The 12,710-nt window shown below is 56.5% G+C and carries 14 protein-coding genes; all 14 read left to right on the forward strand.

What is annotated here, in order from left to right:
* Positions 1-232: hypothetical protein (locus RIN56_15440; GenBank protein MDR7868190.1), on the forward strand; the 232-nt coding region annotated here is incomplete at its 5' end.
* 343 nt (positions 233-575) lie between these two features.
* A complete protein-coding gene (locus RIN56_15445; protein ID MDR7868191.1) occupies positions 576-1,955 on the forward strand; it encodes a sigma 54-interacting transcriptional regulator in 1,380 nt (459 codons plus the stop codon).
* Positions 1,956-1,964: 9 nt separating this feature from the next.
* On the forward strand, positions 1,965-2,186 hold the full coding sequence (locus RIN56_15450; GenBank protein MDR7868192.1) for a hypothetical protein: 222 nt from the start codon (positions 1,965-1,967) through the stop codon (positions 2,184-2,186).
* An 11-nt stretch (positions 2,187-2,197) separates the two neighbouring features.
* Positions 2,198-3,037, forward strand: coding sequence for a methyl-accepting chemotaxis protein (locus RIN56_15455; protein ID MDR7868193.1), 840 nt, complete (start codon positions 2,198-2,200; stop codon positions 3,035-3,037).
* Positions 3,038-3,284: 247 nt separating this feature from the next.
* Positions 3,285-4,619, forward strand: a complete 1,335-nt coding sequence (locus tag RIN56_15460) for an MFS transporter (GenBank protein ID MDR7868194.1) — start codon at positions 3,285-3,287, stop codon at positions 4,617-4,619.
* Between the two features lie 97 nt (positions 4,620-4,716).
* Positions 4,717-7,200 carry a glycyl radical protein gene (locus RIN56_15465; GenBank protein ID MDR7868195.1) on the forward strand — a complete coding sequence of 828 codons (2,484 nt, stop codon included), beginning with the start codon at positions 4,717-4,719 and terminating at the stop codon, positions 7,198-7,200.
* Positions 7,201-7,282: 82 nt separating this feature from the next.
* Positions 7,283-8,215 (forward strand): glycyl-radical enzyme activating protein, encoded by a 933-nt coding sequence (locus RIN56_15470; protein MDR7868196.1) that lies wholly within the window; start codon positions 7,283-7,285, stop codon positions 8,213-8,215.
* 35 nt (positions 8,216-8,250) lie between these two features.
* The gene (locus RIN56_15475; protein ID MDR7868197.1) at positions 8,251-9,186 is read left to right on the forward strand and encodes an amidohydrolase family protein; all 936 of its coding nucleotides are present in this window, start codon (positions 8,251-8,253) and stop codon (positions 9,184-9,186) included.
* 35 nt (positions 9,187-9,221) lie between these two features.
* Positions 9,222-9,503: a EutN/CcmL family microcompartment protein gene (locus RIN56_15480; protein ID MDR7868198.1), complete on the forward strand. Its 282-nt coding sequence runs from the start codon at positions 9,222-9,224 to the stop codon at positions 9,501-9,503.
* Position 9,504: 1 nt separating this feature from the next.
* Positions 9,505-10,839: an SLBB domain-containing protein gene (locus RIN56_15485; GenBank protein MDR7868199.1), complete on the forward strand. Its 1,335-nt coding sequence runs from the start codon at positions 9,505-9,507 to the stop codon at positions 10,837-10,839.
* The gene (locus RIN56_15490) at positions 10,836-11,384 is read left to right on the forward strand and encodes a BMC domain-containing protein (GenBank protein ID MDR7868200.1); all 549 of its coding nucleotides are present in this window, start codon (positions 10,836-10,838) and stop codon (positions 11,382-11,384) included. Before RIN56_15485 ends, RIN56_15490 begins: the two co-directional genes overlap by 4 nt.
* Before the next feature lie 33 nt (positions 11,385-11,417).
* Entirely contained in the window at positions 11,418-12,014 is a 597-nt protein-coding gene (locus RIN56_15495) for an AraC family ligand binding domain-containing protein (protein MDR7868201.1), read from the forward strand.
* 65 nt (positions 12,015-12,079) lie between these two features.
* Positions 12,080-12,370 carry a BMC domain-containing protein gene (locus RIN56_15500; GenBank protein ID MDR7868202.1) on the forward strand — a complete coding sequence of 97 codons (291 nt, stop codon included), beginning with the start codon at positions 12,080-12,082 and terminating at the stop codon, positions 12,368-12,370.
* 32 nt (positions 12,371-12,402) lie between these two features.
* Complete coding sequence (locus RIN56_15505) at positions 12,403-12,696, forward strand: BMC domain-containing protein (GenBank protein MDR7868203.1); 294 nt, start codon at positions 12,403-12,405, stop codon at positions 12,694-12,696.
* The last annotated feature ends 14 nt before the right edge of the window (positions 12,697-12,710 follow it).

The following is a 12,710-nucleotide window of genomic DNA, read 5'->3' on the forward strand; positions in this document are numbered from 1 at the left end:
AAGACAGGGAAAAGTGTATCACAGATCATTTTCGACCGCCGCAAATATGCAATTTTATATCGCCACTTTCCTACATTTTATCGTCGGCGCTGACACAAAAATACTGCCGGGAAAAAAGGGTGCAAGTACTGAGGCGCCAACCATTGAATCCCCCACTGGAGGCGATACAGGCCACAATAAAAAGGGCGATTGCCGCGATTCATGCGGCCGGTTTGACAACAGTTCACTGTGATGGTAAAGGGCGCGTTTATGGACTCTACCCCGATGGACGTAAAGAGTACTGTAAGCCAGATATATCGGTTCCTGAGGAAGAGGCGGATGATTGACTGGACAAAAGATGTAAAGATATTTTAAATCGGATTATTACTTACATTCGATTTAAGGTTGGTCATCTGTGTACGAATACTTGAAATGTGACAGTTGTAGGTACACTCCCGATGAATTCGATCTGGCCCAGGTGCGATAAAGCGTTTTGAGGTAAATTTTTTTTGCAGGATTTATGAATTTAAAGTCAAACAGAATAATGCTAGGGCCAAGAGTTATGCCAGAGTATTGGATTCGAGAGGTGGGCTACTATGAGTAAGTGCAAAGCGGAGCCTGTCGTAATAAGTGACTACTTTGATAGTATTCTTGATGTACTGAACGACGGTATCTATATATCAGATCGCTCAGGCAAGACTTTGAAAATTAACAGCACTTACGAGAAACTCACCGGCCTGACAAAAGAGGAGCTTATGGATCGGCTGGTGACCGACCTCATTAAGGAAGGTAAGTATGATGTGGCCCTGAATCCCGAAATCGTGAAGACTGGCAAGCCCAAAACATCGGTCCAGATTACTAAGGTTGGACGACAGGTCGTTCTCGAGGGCCATCCGGTTTTTGATAAGTCCGGGCAGGTTGTGCTTGTTGTCACCTTCGTCAGGGATATTATTTCGCTTAACCAGATGAAAGAGCAGTTGGCCTACCAAAAGGAGCTTATCGCCAGGTATAACGAGGTACAGTGTTTTAAGAAACCGGCCTACAGCACCAAGGTCATTGCTGAAAGTAAGTCGATGCAAAAGGTCCACAATTTATTAGGTGTTGTCGCCGTAACCGACGCTACGGTGCTGATTCTCGGTGAAACCGGTGTAGGTAAGGACGTGCTGGCCAGAAAAATTCACGAAAAGAGCTCGCGGGCCAGCCATCCGTTTTTTAAGGTAGACTGTGCTTCGATTCCGACGAACCTTGTCGAGTCGGAGTTATTCGGCTATGAAGCCGGGGCGTTTTCGGGGGCAAATACCAAAGGGAAACCGGGTTTTTTTGAGATGGCCCATAAAGGGACATTATTTTTGGACGAAATCGGCGAATTGCCTCTGACGATGCAGGCCAAATTGCTAAGGGTTCTACAAGACCAGGAAATTATCCGGGTAGGTTCAACGAAGGTTAAGAAGGTTGACGTCAGGTTTATTGCCGCGACTAACCGCGATTTAGAGGCGTCTGTGCGGGAAGGGTCATTCCGTAGTGATCTGTTTTACCGCTTGCAGGTGGCGGTTATTAAAGTTCCTCCTTTGCGGGACCGTAAAGAGGATGTGCTGCCGCTTGTGGCAAATTTCCTCCAGGGTTTTAATAATAAGTACCGGGCTGGAGTGAAGATTTCCCAAGAGGTCGAGAATATATTCCTGAACTACTCGTGGCCGGGCAACATCCGCGAGATGGAAAACCTCATCCAGAGCCTTATTATTACCAGTCAAAAGGGAATAATCGAGGTGGGGGATCTCCCTAATCATATGCTGCCGTCGACGATTAACAAAGACAACAATCTTTCGTTGGCCGAAATCCTCGATAATATCGAGCGGGAACTGCTGAAAAAGGCGCTTGAAAGCCATGATTCAATTTTGGCTGTCGCAAAATATTTTAAGGTTGATCGTACGACGATTTTTCGCAAAATTAGGAAATATGGATTAATTAAGGGTTGATGTTGCAGGATGGCCACTGTTGAGTGGCAAAGTTGCAACGTTGATAGAAGGGCTAATTATCACGCTATTCGGGCTATTTATGACCCGGATAGTGGCAAGGTTGCACAACTAAATAGTAAAATGCGTGCAAAAATGCCGATTTCCGGGCTTCCGGGGGTTGGCATTTTTCTTGCTTATAATATGTTCCGTATTGAACGCAATTCGATGGGGTATTTGGGTAACGTGTTTTGAGAGGTGACATTATGGAACTGTCCGCAGTTTCGCTGGAGCATTACATTCACATATTGCCGCAGGCTGCGGAGCTGGTACAGGCGGATATCAGCATCTCGATAGCCGACAGGGAAAAATTCTTGTATTATTGTCCCGGCCGGACACTGGACCTCAAGATAAAGGCCGGCACCGTCCTTAGCCCGGAAATGACCATCAAGATAGCGCAGGCGGAGCGGCGGAAGGTTGTTAAGCGCATGGATGCTTCTTTGTGGGGCGTCCCGTTCATCGCCGTGGCTACGCCTGTTTTCGGACAGGACGGCGAAGTGACGGGGGCGATATCCTTCCAGCAGGCGGTGACTTTGCAGGACGACCTGCGTAAAATGGCAGGGCAACTCACTGATAGTATGACAGCGATGGCGGCGACGATGGAAGAAATCAACGCCGAGACGGAGGAGATTTCTTCCAATTTTCACGTTATGGCCAGCCTGGCGGCGGAGGCCAAGCGACAGGCCGGCGATACCGGCCAGGTACTCACCGTCATTAAGAATGTTGCCGCTCAGACCAACCTTCTGGGTCTGAACGCCGCTATCGAAGCCGCCCGCGTAGGCGACGCGGGGCGCGGGTTCGGCGTGGTGGCCGACGAGATTCGTAAGCTGGCGGCCCAAAGCGCCGATTCGGTAGGCGAGATTTACGCCGTGCTGCAGGCCATTCAGAAAGGCAGCGGCCAGATGCACGAGCAGACCGAGCAGCTTAATCAGGCTATCGCGGTTGTTGCTCAGGCCATGGGCAATATTGCTGAGGCCGTCCAACAGGCGGCTGTCACCGCCGGCGAACTGAACGCGCTGGCCGAGTCGTTGTCTAATCAGCAGTAATGGCTGATGGTAGACGACACTGCTGCTTGAAGGAGGGATGTAGGAATTGGCCGCGCTCTGGCGTATATACTTCCTGTCGTGTCAAATAACGCCAGTCGTGGTCGAAAAACGAAAATAGATATGGGTCGACCAGTCAGGTTATTATTCTTTTTCATTATAACAATGCGTCCAACAACTGAAATCGGTCGACCGGAAGCGGCTTAGGCCGCGGCAAGTCAGCAGCTCGAGCATCGAAGGAGGAACGGAAATGGAAAATACCAACAAGCAAATGGTTAAACGGGTGGTAACCGCGAGCCTCATAGGAGCTACGATCGAGTGGTATGATTTCTTCCTTTACGGCGTGGTGGCCGGGATAGTGTTCAATAAGCTGTATTTCCCAACCGGGGACCCGCTTGTTTCCACCATGCTGGCGTATGCCACTTTTGCGGTTGGTTTTCTGGCCCGGCCATTCGGTGGCATAATCTTCGGCCACTTCGGCGATAAGATCGGCCGCAAGAGCATGCTTGTTATGACCCTTATGATAATGGGCGTATCCACTGTGGCTATCGGCCTAGTCCCCACATATGCCCAGATCGGCGTCTGGGCGCCGATCATACTGCTGGTGCTGCGAGTCTTCCAGGGGATCGGTCTTGGCGGCGAGTGGGGCGGCGCGGTACTCATGACCTATGAATACGCTGCTCCTTCCGAACGTGGTCTTTACGCCAGCATCCCGCAAATCGGCCTGTCAATCGGGCTTTGCCTGGCTTCGGGCGTCGTCGCTCTTTTGTCCTACACCCTGACTGACGCCCAGTTTATGGCCTGGGGTTGGCGGGTCGGCTTCCTCGTCAGCGTCGTACTTGTGGCGGTGGGTATCTGGATCCGGTTGAATGTCATGGAGACGCCGGAGTTCCAGAATGTCAAGAAACAAAATGCCGAAGTCAAGATTCCCTTCGTTGAAATGATCAAGAAATACCCCGGCAACGTGCTCGCAGGCATGGGCGCCCGCTATATCGACGGCGTGTTTTTCAATATCTTCGGGGTATTCATTATTGGTTACCTGGCCAATACCATCAAGATCTCCCGCACCGACGCTCTGCTCGGCGTCATGATCGCCTCGATCGTCATGTGCTTCTTCATCCCCTTGTTCGGCCACATGTCCGACAGGCTGGGGCGCACGAAGGTGTATTTCTGGGGCAGCCTTATCACCGGCTTTTCCTCGTTCCCGGCTTTCTGGTTGATAAACAGCAGCAGTGGCAATGTCACGCTCATCTGGATGTCGATCATCATTCCCTTCGGTATTTTCTATGCTTCGATCTACGGGCCGGAGGCCGCGTTGTTTGCCGAACTGTTCGATACCAGGGTCCGCTATACCGGCATATCCTTTGTCTATCAGTTCTCAGGCATTTTCGCGAGCGGCATCACGCCGATGATTGCCACGGCGCTACTGAAATACGGCAATGGGGACACGACGATGATCTGCGCTTATGTGGCCTTCGCTGGCCTGGTCAGCGCCTTGTCGGCCCGCTGGATAGGCGCCCGCGCCCGCGCCCGCCAGACCCAAGTCGCCGAAGCACCGGCCGCAGCCGTGCCGGAAAAGGTTTAACGCACCCGGCCGCCCAGCGCGAGGCTGCAGTCTCAAAGTTAATGTTAAGTTACAGATGAGGCCAGCCTCGCGGCTGGGAAATGAAGGAGGAGAGAAAATGACTACCTGCTGTACCGTACTTTCACCGCAAGAACAACGCATTCAAGAAGAGCTTCTGGGCAAGTCCCAATTTGGCACTTGCACCCGGGCATACGACATTCTCCAGTCAGTTAAGAATGTCCGGCCGCGCATCGATGTGGAGCGGGCGAAATACTTTACCGAGTCTTTCCGGCAAACCGAGGGCGAGCCCCTTATACTCCGGTGGTCGAAAGCGATGAAGTACATCGCCGAGAACATCACCGTTTACATCGACGATAATCAGTTGATCGTCGGCCGGGCGGGAACTCAGGGGCGCTACGGGATTCTTTATCCCGAACTTGACGGCGACTTCCTCGATCTGGCCATCGAGCAGCTGCCATACCGGGTGGAGTCACCCTTCAGCATCAGCGAGGCCGAAGCCAGGGTGGTTGTGGAGGAAATCGCTCCCTACTGGAAGGGCAAGACTTTCCACGAGAACCTGACCAAGTCGCTGCCGAAAGATACGCTGAAGCTGACCTATGATCCCAACGACCCGCTGAAGTCACGGTTCATCGTCAACGAAACAGCGTCCTTCCGCTCCTCGATCCAGTGGGTTCACGATTATGAAAAGGTCCTTAATAAAGGTTTCAAAGGAATAAGAGCAGAGGCTCAGGCAAAACTGGATGCTCTCGATTCGCTCAGCCCTGTCGACAATATGGAGAAAGCGCCCTTCCTGCAGGCGGTCATCCTGATCGCCGACGCGATGGTTATCTGGGCCCAGCGGCACGCAAAGCTGGCGATGGAAAAAGCCAAAGCCGAAAAGGATGCCAAGCGGAAAAAAGAGTTGCTGCAAATCGCCGAGATCTGTTCATGGGTGCCTGAGAATCCGGCCCGTAATTTCCGGGAGGCCGTGCAGTCCCAGTGGTTTACCCAGATGTTTTCCCGCCTTGAGCAGAAGACCGGGACGATAATCTCCAACGGCCGGATGGACCAGTATTTTTACCCCTTCTACAAGCGGGACGTAGAAGCCGGTCTGATTACCGACGAACAGGTGCTGGAAATTATGGAGTGCATGTGGGTCGGCATGGCCCAGTTCATCGACCTGTATATTTCGCCGACCGGCGGCGCCTTCAACGAAGGATACGCCCATTGGGAAGCGGTCACTATCGGCGGCCAGACTCCTGATGGTCGCGACGCCACCAACGAGCTCACCTATCTTTTCCTGCAGTCCAAGCGGGAGTTTCCTCTCCATTACCCCGACTTGGCGGCGCGTATTCACGGCCGGTCGCCGGCCCGCTACCTCTACGAGGTGGCCGAGACCATCAAGGAAGGCTCTGGTTTTCCGAAGCTGATAAACGACGAAGAGGTCGTGCCACTGCTGCTGGCTAAAGGGGCTCAGTTCGGCGAGGCATATGATTACGCTGTCTCCGGCTGTTCGGAGTGCCGCATGCCCAACCGGGATACCTACACCAGTCCCTGCGCCTATATTAATTTCCCGGCGGCCCTGGAAATGACGATGTACAATGGCAAGATGCTGCTCCACGGCGACGAGGTTATCGGCCTGGAGACCGGCGACCCCTGCAGCTTCAAAACCTGGGAACAGTTCTGGAACGCCTATCTGGCCCAGCATATCAATTTCCTCAAGCATGCTTTTGTGCAGCAGCATGTCATCATCAACCTGCGGGCCAAGCATTTTGCCTGGCCGCTGGGATCGGCCCTGCACGACCTGTGCATGAAGGAATGCAAGGATATCCACACGCCGGTTATCGAAGGCGGTATCGACCTCGGTTACTTCGAGTTTATGGGTTACGGCACGCTGGTCGACTCCCTGGCCGCCATCAAGAAGCTGGTGTTCGAGGACAAAAAGCTGACAATGGCCCAACTGATCGAGGCTATGAAGACCAACTTCGAGGGCAAGGAAGTCGTCCGCCAGCTGGTGGCCAACGCGCCCAAATACGCCAACAACGACCCATACGCCGACGGGATCGCCAAAGAACTTGACGCGGTATGCCTGGAGTTCACGCGCAAATATTCGCAGGAGCTTGGCGTGCACCTCGACCTTCGCTATGTGCCGTTCACTTCCCACGTACCTTTCGGCAAGGTTGTCAGCGCGACCCCGAACGGCCGCAAAGCCTACACGCCGCTGTCGGACGGTTCCTCGGCCTCCCAGGGCGCCGATGCCAACGGCCCGACCGCCGTCCTCCTGTCCAACTATGCTTCGAAAAACTACGACTATCGCGAGCGGGCGGCTCGTCTGCTCAACATCAAATTTACCCCGGCCTGCGTGGCAGGCGAGGAGGGCACCGAAAAGCTGGTTTCCTTCATCAAGAGCTGGTGCGACCTCAAATTGTGGCATATCCAGTTCAATGTAATCAACAAGGAAACGCTTTTGGCAGCCAAGAAGGACCCAGACAAATACCGGGGCCTCATCGTGAGGATAGCCGGCTACAGCGCCTATTTCACCGATCTGTCGCCTGACCTGCAGGACGACCTGATCGCCCGTACCGAGCACGCTGCCATCTAGCGCCTGCCATAGCGATGTGAGTCCCGTATCGGTTTGGCTGATTTCCGGGACGGGACTTACACGCTCTTTTTTAGGAGGAAGCATGACCGGACAATTTGGCTCAGGCCAACCACCAAAAGGCTTGGTATTCAATATTCAGCGCTATTCCGTCCATGACGGCCCGGGTATTCGCACAATTATTTTTTTGAAGGGGTGCCCGTTGGTCTGCCGGTGGTGCAGCAACCCTGAATCGCAGAACGGCACCCCTGAACTGGCGTTCAACGCCACCAAGTGTATCGGCGACACCGACTGCGGCCTGTGCCGGCAGGCATGCCCCCGGCAAGGAATAAAGGCGGCCGACGACGGCAAGATCGCTATCGACCGCCATACTTGCGCATCGTGCTTCAGCTGCGTCGATGTCTGCCCGGCGAAAGCTTTGCATACTTTCGGCAGAACGATGACGGTGGACGAGGTACTGAAAACGGCCGAGGCCGACGGTGTCTTTTACGGCCGCTCGGGCGGCGGCATCACCCTGTCCGGCGGGGAGCCGCTGGCCCAAGGGCCTTTCACGGTCGCTCTCCTGAAGGAGGCCAGGCGCCGGCGGATCAACACCGCCATGGAAACTTGCGGCCTGGGCGACTGGGCGGTGCTGGCCGAAGCCGCCAAGCATCTGAACACGATCATTTTCGACATCAAAACAATCAATGCTAAGAAACACAAAGAGTACACAGGCGCCGGCAACGAGGCGATATTGGCCAACTTTACCAGGCTGTGCGAGGAGTTCCCGGCGCTGCCGAAGCTCGCGCGGACGCCGGTGATCCCCGGGTTCAACGACAGCAAGGAGGATATTGCCGCGATTGCCGGGTTTCTTGCCGGCAAAGCCAATGTCGATTATGAACTGCTTGCTTATCACCGGATGGGCCAGCCCAAATATCGGTACCTGGACCGCGACTACCCGCTGGGCGACAGCAAGCTAGGCGACGACAGGTTCAAATCCCTCAAGCAACTGGCGAAAGAGCGGCTGGGAAAACAGTAAGCTCCCGGTTGCCCAACCCCCGAAGGAGGAGCTTCATGAAAATAATCGACTTTCGTTTCCGGCCGAACACGGCCGCCGTTCTCGACGGTATCGCCAACAACACGGCCTTCAAGGGCCTGTGCGCGGCTATAGATTTTACCAAGATGAAACCGCAGACACTGGAAGACGTGGTGTCTGATCTGGACCGCCATGGCGTCATCAAGGCGGTAATAACCGGCCGCGATTGTGAGACAACCTACGCGTCTAAAGCCAATAACGGCAGCGTGGCCGAATTTGTCAGCAAATTCCCCGACAAATTCATCGGCTACTGGGGCCTCGACCCCCATAAAGGCATGCGGGCGGTGTATGAGCTTAATAAGGCTGTCGAAGAGCAGGGGTTCAGGGGGGCGGCCATCGACCCCTATCTTGCCCAGATCTACGTGAACGACGCCAAATACTATCCCCTGTACGCCAAATGCTGCGAACTCGATGTGCCGCTGGTGATTACGACGGGGCCGGCGACTCTTGTGCCCAACGCGGTCATCGACCACGTCGCTCCCCGCTATATCGACTTTGTGGCCCGCGATTTTCCTGAGTTGAAAATCGTCGTCAGCCACGGCGGCTATCCGTGGGTCAACGAGATGATAATCGTCGCTCAGCGCAATGAGAACGTTTATCTCGAGCTGTCGGAGTACGAGTTCTTCCCGATGTCGGAAGCCTACACCCACGCCATAAACACTATCATCAGCGATAAGGTGATGTACGCCAGCGCCCATCCGTTCGTCGACTTCAAGGACGCGCTGCGAAACTACGAGAAGCTGCCTTTCAAACCTGAGGTCCGGGAAAAGGTGATGTACAAAAACGCCGCCCGCCTGCTGGGGCTGGAAGTAAAAGAAACAGCGGCCGCCGACAAGCAGCAGTTGGAAAGTATCATTATCGAGACCGTCATGAAGGAGCTCGCCAAGCGCGGAGTGGTCGGCGCACGCGCGTAGCTTGGAGATAAAGATTACGGGAAGGGGGGGCGGAAATGCGGATAGGCAAGGTTATCGACAACGTGTGGGCAACCCGCAAGGATGAGGCTTTGGTTGGGGTCAAGCTGATGATTGTCCAGTTGTTTGACCGATCCCGGGGTGAGGAAGGGGCGGTCATTGTGGCTGCCGACCTCATCGGCGCCGGCATCGGCGAAAAGGTAATCGTGACCGAAGGCAGTTCGGCCCGTCAGATGGGAAATCTCGACTGTTCCCCCATTGACGCAATAATTGTCGGTATCATAGACGCTGAAAAGAAGACCCCCGGAGGGGTAAGTTAGCATGCGTGAGGAAATCATCGCCAAGATCAGGGCGGCGGGAGTCGTCGGCGCCGGCGGCGCCGGGTTTCCCACCCACGTCAAGGTGGCGGCGAATGCCGACACGGTGATTGTCAACGGCGCCGAATGCGAGCCGCTTCTCCGCGTGGACCAGCAGCTTATGGAAATGGCTGCCGCCCAGGTTGTCAAGGGCCTGGCCGCCGTGATGACAGCCACCGGCGCCGCCGAGGGGATCATCGCTCTCAAGGGCAAGCATAAGGGGGCAATCGCCGCCCTGGAGGCGGCTGTCGGCAAGAATATGCGGCTTAAAATCCTCGGCGACTTTTACCCGGCCGGCGATGAGCATGTGCTTGTCCACGAAGCGATCGGCCGGCTGGTCCCCCAGGGGGCCATACCCCTGAGCGTCGGCTGCGTCGTGACCAATGTGGAAACGCTGCTCAACGTGGCCGCGGCCCTGGAAGGGGGCGCGGTGACCCACAGCTATGTGACGGTTGCCGGCGAGGTAGCTCAGCCGGTGACCATGAGGCTGCCTGTCGGCACGTCGGTGGCCGATGCGCTGGCCCTCGCCGGCGTCAAGAAGCTGGAAGGCCTGCGGGTGCTCGACGGCGGGCCGATGATGGGCAAATTGGTTGCCGACCTAAGCCAGCCGATCACCAAAACCACCAAGGGCCTTGTTGTATTGCCGGCAGAGCATCAGCTCATCAGGAAAAGAACTTTGCCGGTGGAAACGCTGTTCAAGCGGGCCCATGCGGCCTGCATGCAGTGCCGCTACTGCACCGATCTGTGTCCCCGCTACCTTTTGGGGCACCGGCTGGAGCCGCATAAAGTCATGCGCGGCGTCAAGCACATTAACGGCCAGGAGGCGCTTCTGAAGATGGCGCTGGCTTGCTCGGAGTGCGGCGTCTGCGAGCAGTACGCCTGCTCGCTCGGCCTGTCGCCGCGGACTATCAACAGCGCACTAAAACAGGCGCTGGCCAAGCAGGGGATAAAGGCTGACGGGCCGCCGGTCGAACAGTGCTGCGACAGGATGATGGACTACCGGAAGATTCCGGTCAAGCGCCTGATCGCCAGGACCGGCCTCGGCGGCTATGACCGCCAGGCGCCCCTCGACAGCCGGCCGCTTGCCGTCAAGCGGGTGGAACTGCTGCTCAAGCAACATGTCGGCGCTCCCGGCCAGCCGGTGGTCGAAGCAGGCCAGACGGTGCGTCAGGGCGACCTGGTGGCCCGCATCCCGGACGGGGCCCTCGGGGCCAGCCTCCACGCCAGCATCGCCGGCGTGGCGACGGTGGCGGCCGACCGGATTGTGATAACAGCAGCGGAAGGGAGTGCCGGCAGATGATTCGCGCCATCGGCTTTGTTGAATTCACCAGTATCGCCAGAGGCATGGAAGCCGCCGACGCTATGGTCAAAGCGGCACAGGTCGAGCTATTGGAGGCCAAGCCCACCTGTTGCGGGAAGTATCTGGTCATGGTCTGCGGCGAGGTCGCGGCTGTTCAGAGCGCGGCCGACACCGGCCGCAGCATCGGCGCCGAAGCGGTTATCGACGATTTTGTCCTGCCGAATGTTCATCCGTCGGTTATCGAGGCTATCAGAGCGGTGACGCCGGTTGCCGAGATCGGGTCGCTCGGCGTTATCGAGGCATTTTCTGTAGCGTCGCTGATTGTTGCCGCCGACACCGCCGCCAAGGCTGCGGCGGTGGAGATACTGGAAATCAGGGCCGGAACGGGCATCGGCGGCAAATCCTTCGCCACCCTCACCGGCGATGTCTCGGCGGTGGCGGCGGCGGTGGAAGCCGGTGCGGCCTCGGCGGCCGGCAAGGGCATGCTTGTGGACAAGGTGGTTATCCCTTCGCCGCACCCCAGTCTGAAACAATACTTGTGCTGACTAACGGCGGAAGCCGACGGGAGGTGAAGGAATATGCGCAATTTGGTTACAGCGGCTGATGTCAAGACATGGCTTGATAATAAGGAGAAGAGCGTCTGCCTGGAAGCCGGCACCATAGTAACGCCGGCGGCCCGCGACGCCGCCCGCGACTACGGCATCGAGATCGTCGAGGGAGCGGCGGTCTGCCAGCGTCCCGCTGGCGAACGGCCGGGCGGACCGGGACCGAAAGTCGTTGATCAGGCGACGATTGCCAGGATCGTCGAAGAGGTTATCGCCGCCATGGGGCTGGCGAAACCGGCGGCGCATGAGGCAGACCCCTGCGGTTTCAAGTTGGCGCGGGGCGAGTGCCTGAATATCGGCGACGGCAACGGTAAGGAAACGGTGAGCAATATTTTCGGCGGCACCGACTGTGCCCCGCTTTCAGCCGGCTTGCTGGTAGCGACGGCCTCCCAGGCCAGGGAGGTCAAGGGGAGTGAGATTCATTACGTGCTGTCCGGAGTGGTGAAGTACCGGATCAATGATCGAGAATACACCGGCCGGGCCGGCGATACGGCTTTTTTACCGGCTGGCGCCAGGGTAAGCTTGGCGGGGGCCGACACTGCGAAGATATTTTTTGTCGCCGGCCCGTAAAACTGGCTGGGCAGTATCTCCGGTGACCGCCAGGGCGGCGGATTAAACGTGAGGAGGAACTTTACGTGACCAATATTGCTTTAGGTATGGTGGAAACCAAGGGTCTGGTAGGGGCGATCGAAGCCGCCGACGCCATGGTGAAAGCGGCTAATGTGCAGCTCATCGGCAAGGTGCTGGTGGGCGGCGGCCTGGTAACGGTAATGGTACGCGGCGACGTGGGCGCCGTCAAGGCGGCTACCGATGCCGGCGGCGCGGCGGCCAAGCGGGTGGGCGAACTGATGTCGGTTCACGTCATTCCCCGGCCCCATGGCGATGTCGAGTTTATTCTGCCTGCCGATAACAATAATCAAGGATAAACGGCAAACACAGATAACAGGAGGTTTGGCTAATGGAACTGGCAGCTTTGGGTATGGTGGAAACAAAAGGCATGGTTGGCGCAATCGAAGCCGCCGACGCCATGGTGAAAGCGGCTAATGTGCAGCTCATCGGCAAGGTGTTGGTGGGCGGCGGCCTGGTAACGGTAATGGTACGCGGCGACGTAGGCGCCGTTAAGGCGGCTACCGATGCAGGGGGCACGGCTGCCAAACGGGTGGGCGAACTGATCTCGGTCCACGTCATCCCCCGGCCTCATAGCGATGTGGAAATGATTCTGCCGAATGATTGCCAGAAAAAGGCGAAATAGAAGAGTTTAGGAGG

The sequence above is a fragment of the Sporomusaceae bacterium genome, assembly GCA_031460455.1.
Taxonomy (GTDB): domain Bacteria; phylum Bacillota; class Negativicutes; order Sporomusales; family UBA7701; genus Anaeroselena.

Excerpts from the sequence above, each read along its gene's own strand:
- RIN56_15445 (MDR7868191.1), top strand. The coding sequence starts at position 576 with ATGAGTAAGTGCAAAGCGGAGCCTGTCGTAATAAGTGACTACTTTGAT.
- RIN56_15450 (MDR7868192.1), top strand. The coding sequence starts at position 1,965 with ATGGCCACTGTTGAGTGGCAAAGTTGCAACGTTGATAGAAGGGCTAAT.
- RIN56_15455 (MDR7868193.1), top strand. The coding sequence starts at position 2,198 with ATGGAACTGTCCGCAGTTTCGCTGGAGCATTACATTCACATATTGCCG.
- RIN56_15460 (MDR7868194.1), top strand. The coding sequence starts at position 3,285 with ATGGAAAATACCAACAAGCAAATGGTTAAACGGGTGGTAACCGCGAGC.
- RIN56_15465 (MDR7868195.1), top strand. The coding sequence starts at position 4,717 with ATGACTACCTGCTGTACCGTACTTTCACCGCAAGAACAACGCATTCAA.
- RIN56_15470 (MDR7868196.1), top strand. The coding sequence starts at position 7,283 with ATGACCGGACAATTTGGCTCAGGCCAACCACCAAAAGGCTTGGTATTC.
- RIN56_15475 (MDR7868197.1), top strand. The coding sequence starts at position 8,251 with ATGAAAATAATCGACTTTCGTTTCCGGCCGAACACGGCCGCCGTTCTC.
- RIN56_15480 (MDR7868198.1), top strand. The coding sequence starts at position 9,222 with ATGCGGATAGGCAAGGTTATCGACAACGTGTGGGCAACCCGCAAGGAT.
- RIN56_15485 (MDR7868199.1), top strand. The coding sequence starts at position 9,505 with ATGCGTGAGGAAATCATCGCCAAGATCAGGGCGGCGGGAGTCGTCGGC.
- RIN56_15490 (MDR7868200.1), top strand. The coding sequence starts at position 10,836 with ATGATTCGCGCCATCGGCTTTGTTGAATTCACCAGTATCGCCAGAGGC.
- RIN56_15495 (MDR7868201.1), top strand. The coding sequence starts at position 11,418 with ATGCGCAATTTGGTTACAGCGGCTGATGTCAAGACATGGCTTGATAAT.
- RIN56_15505 (MDR7868203.1), top strand. The coding sequence starts at position 12,403 with ATGGAACTGGCAGCTTTGGGTATGGTGGAAACAAAAGGCATGGTTGGC.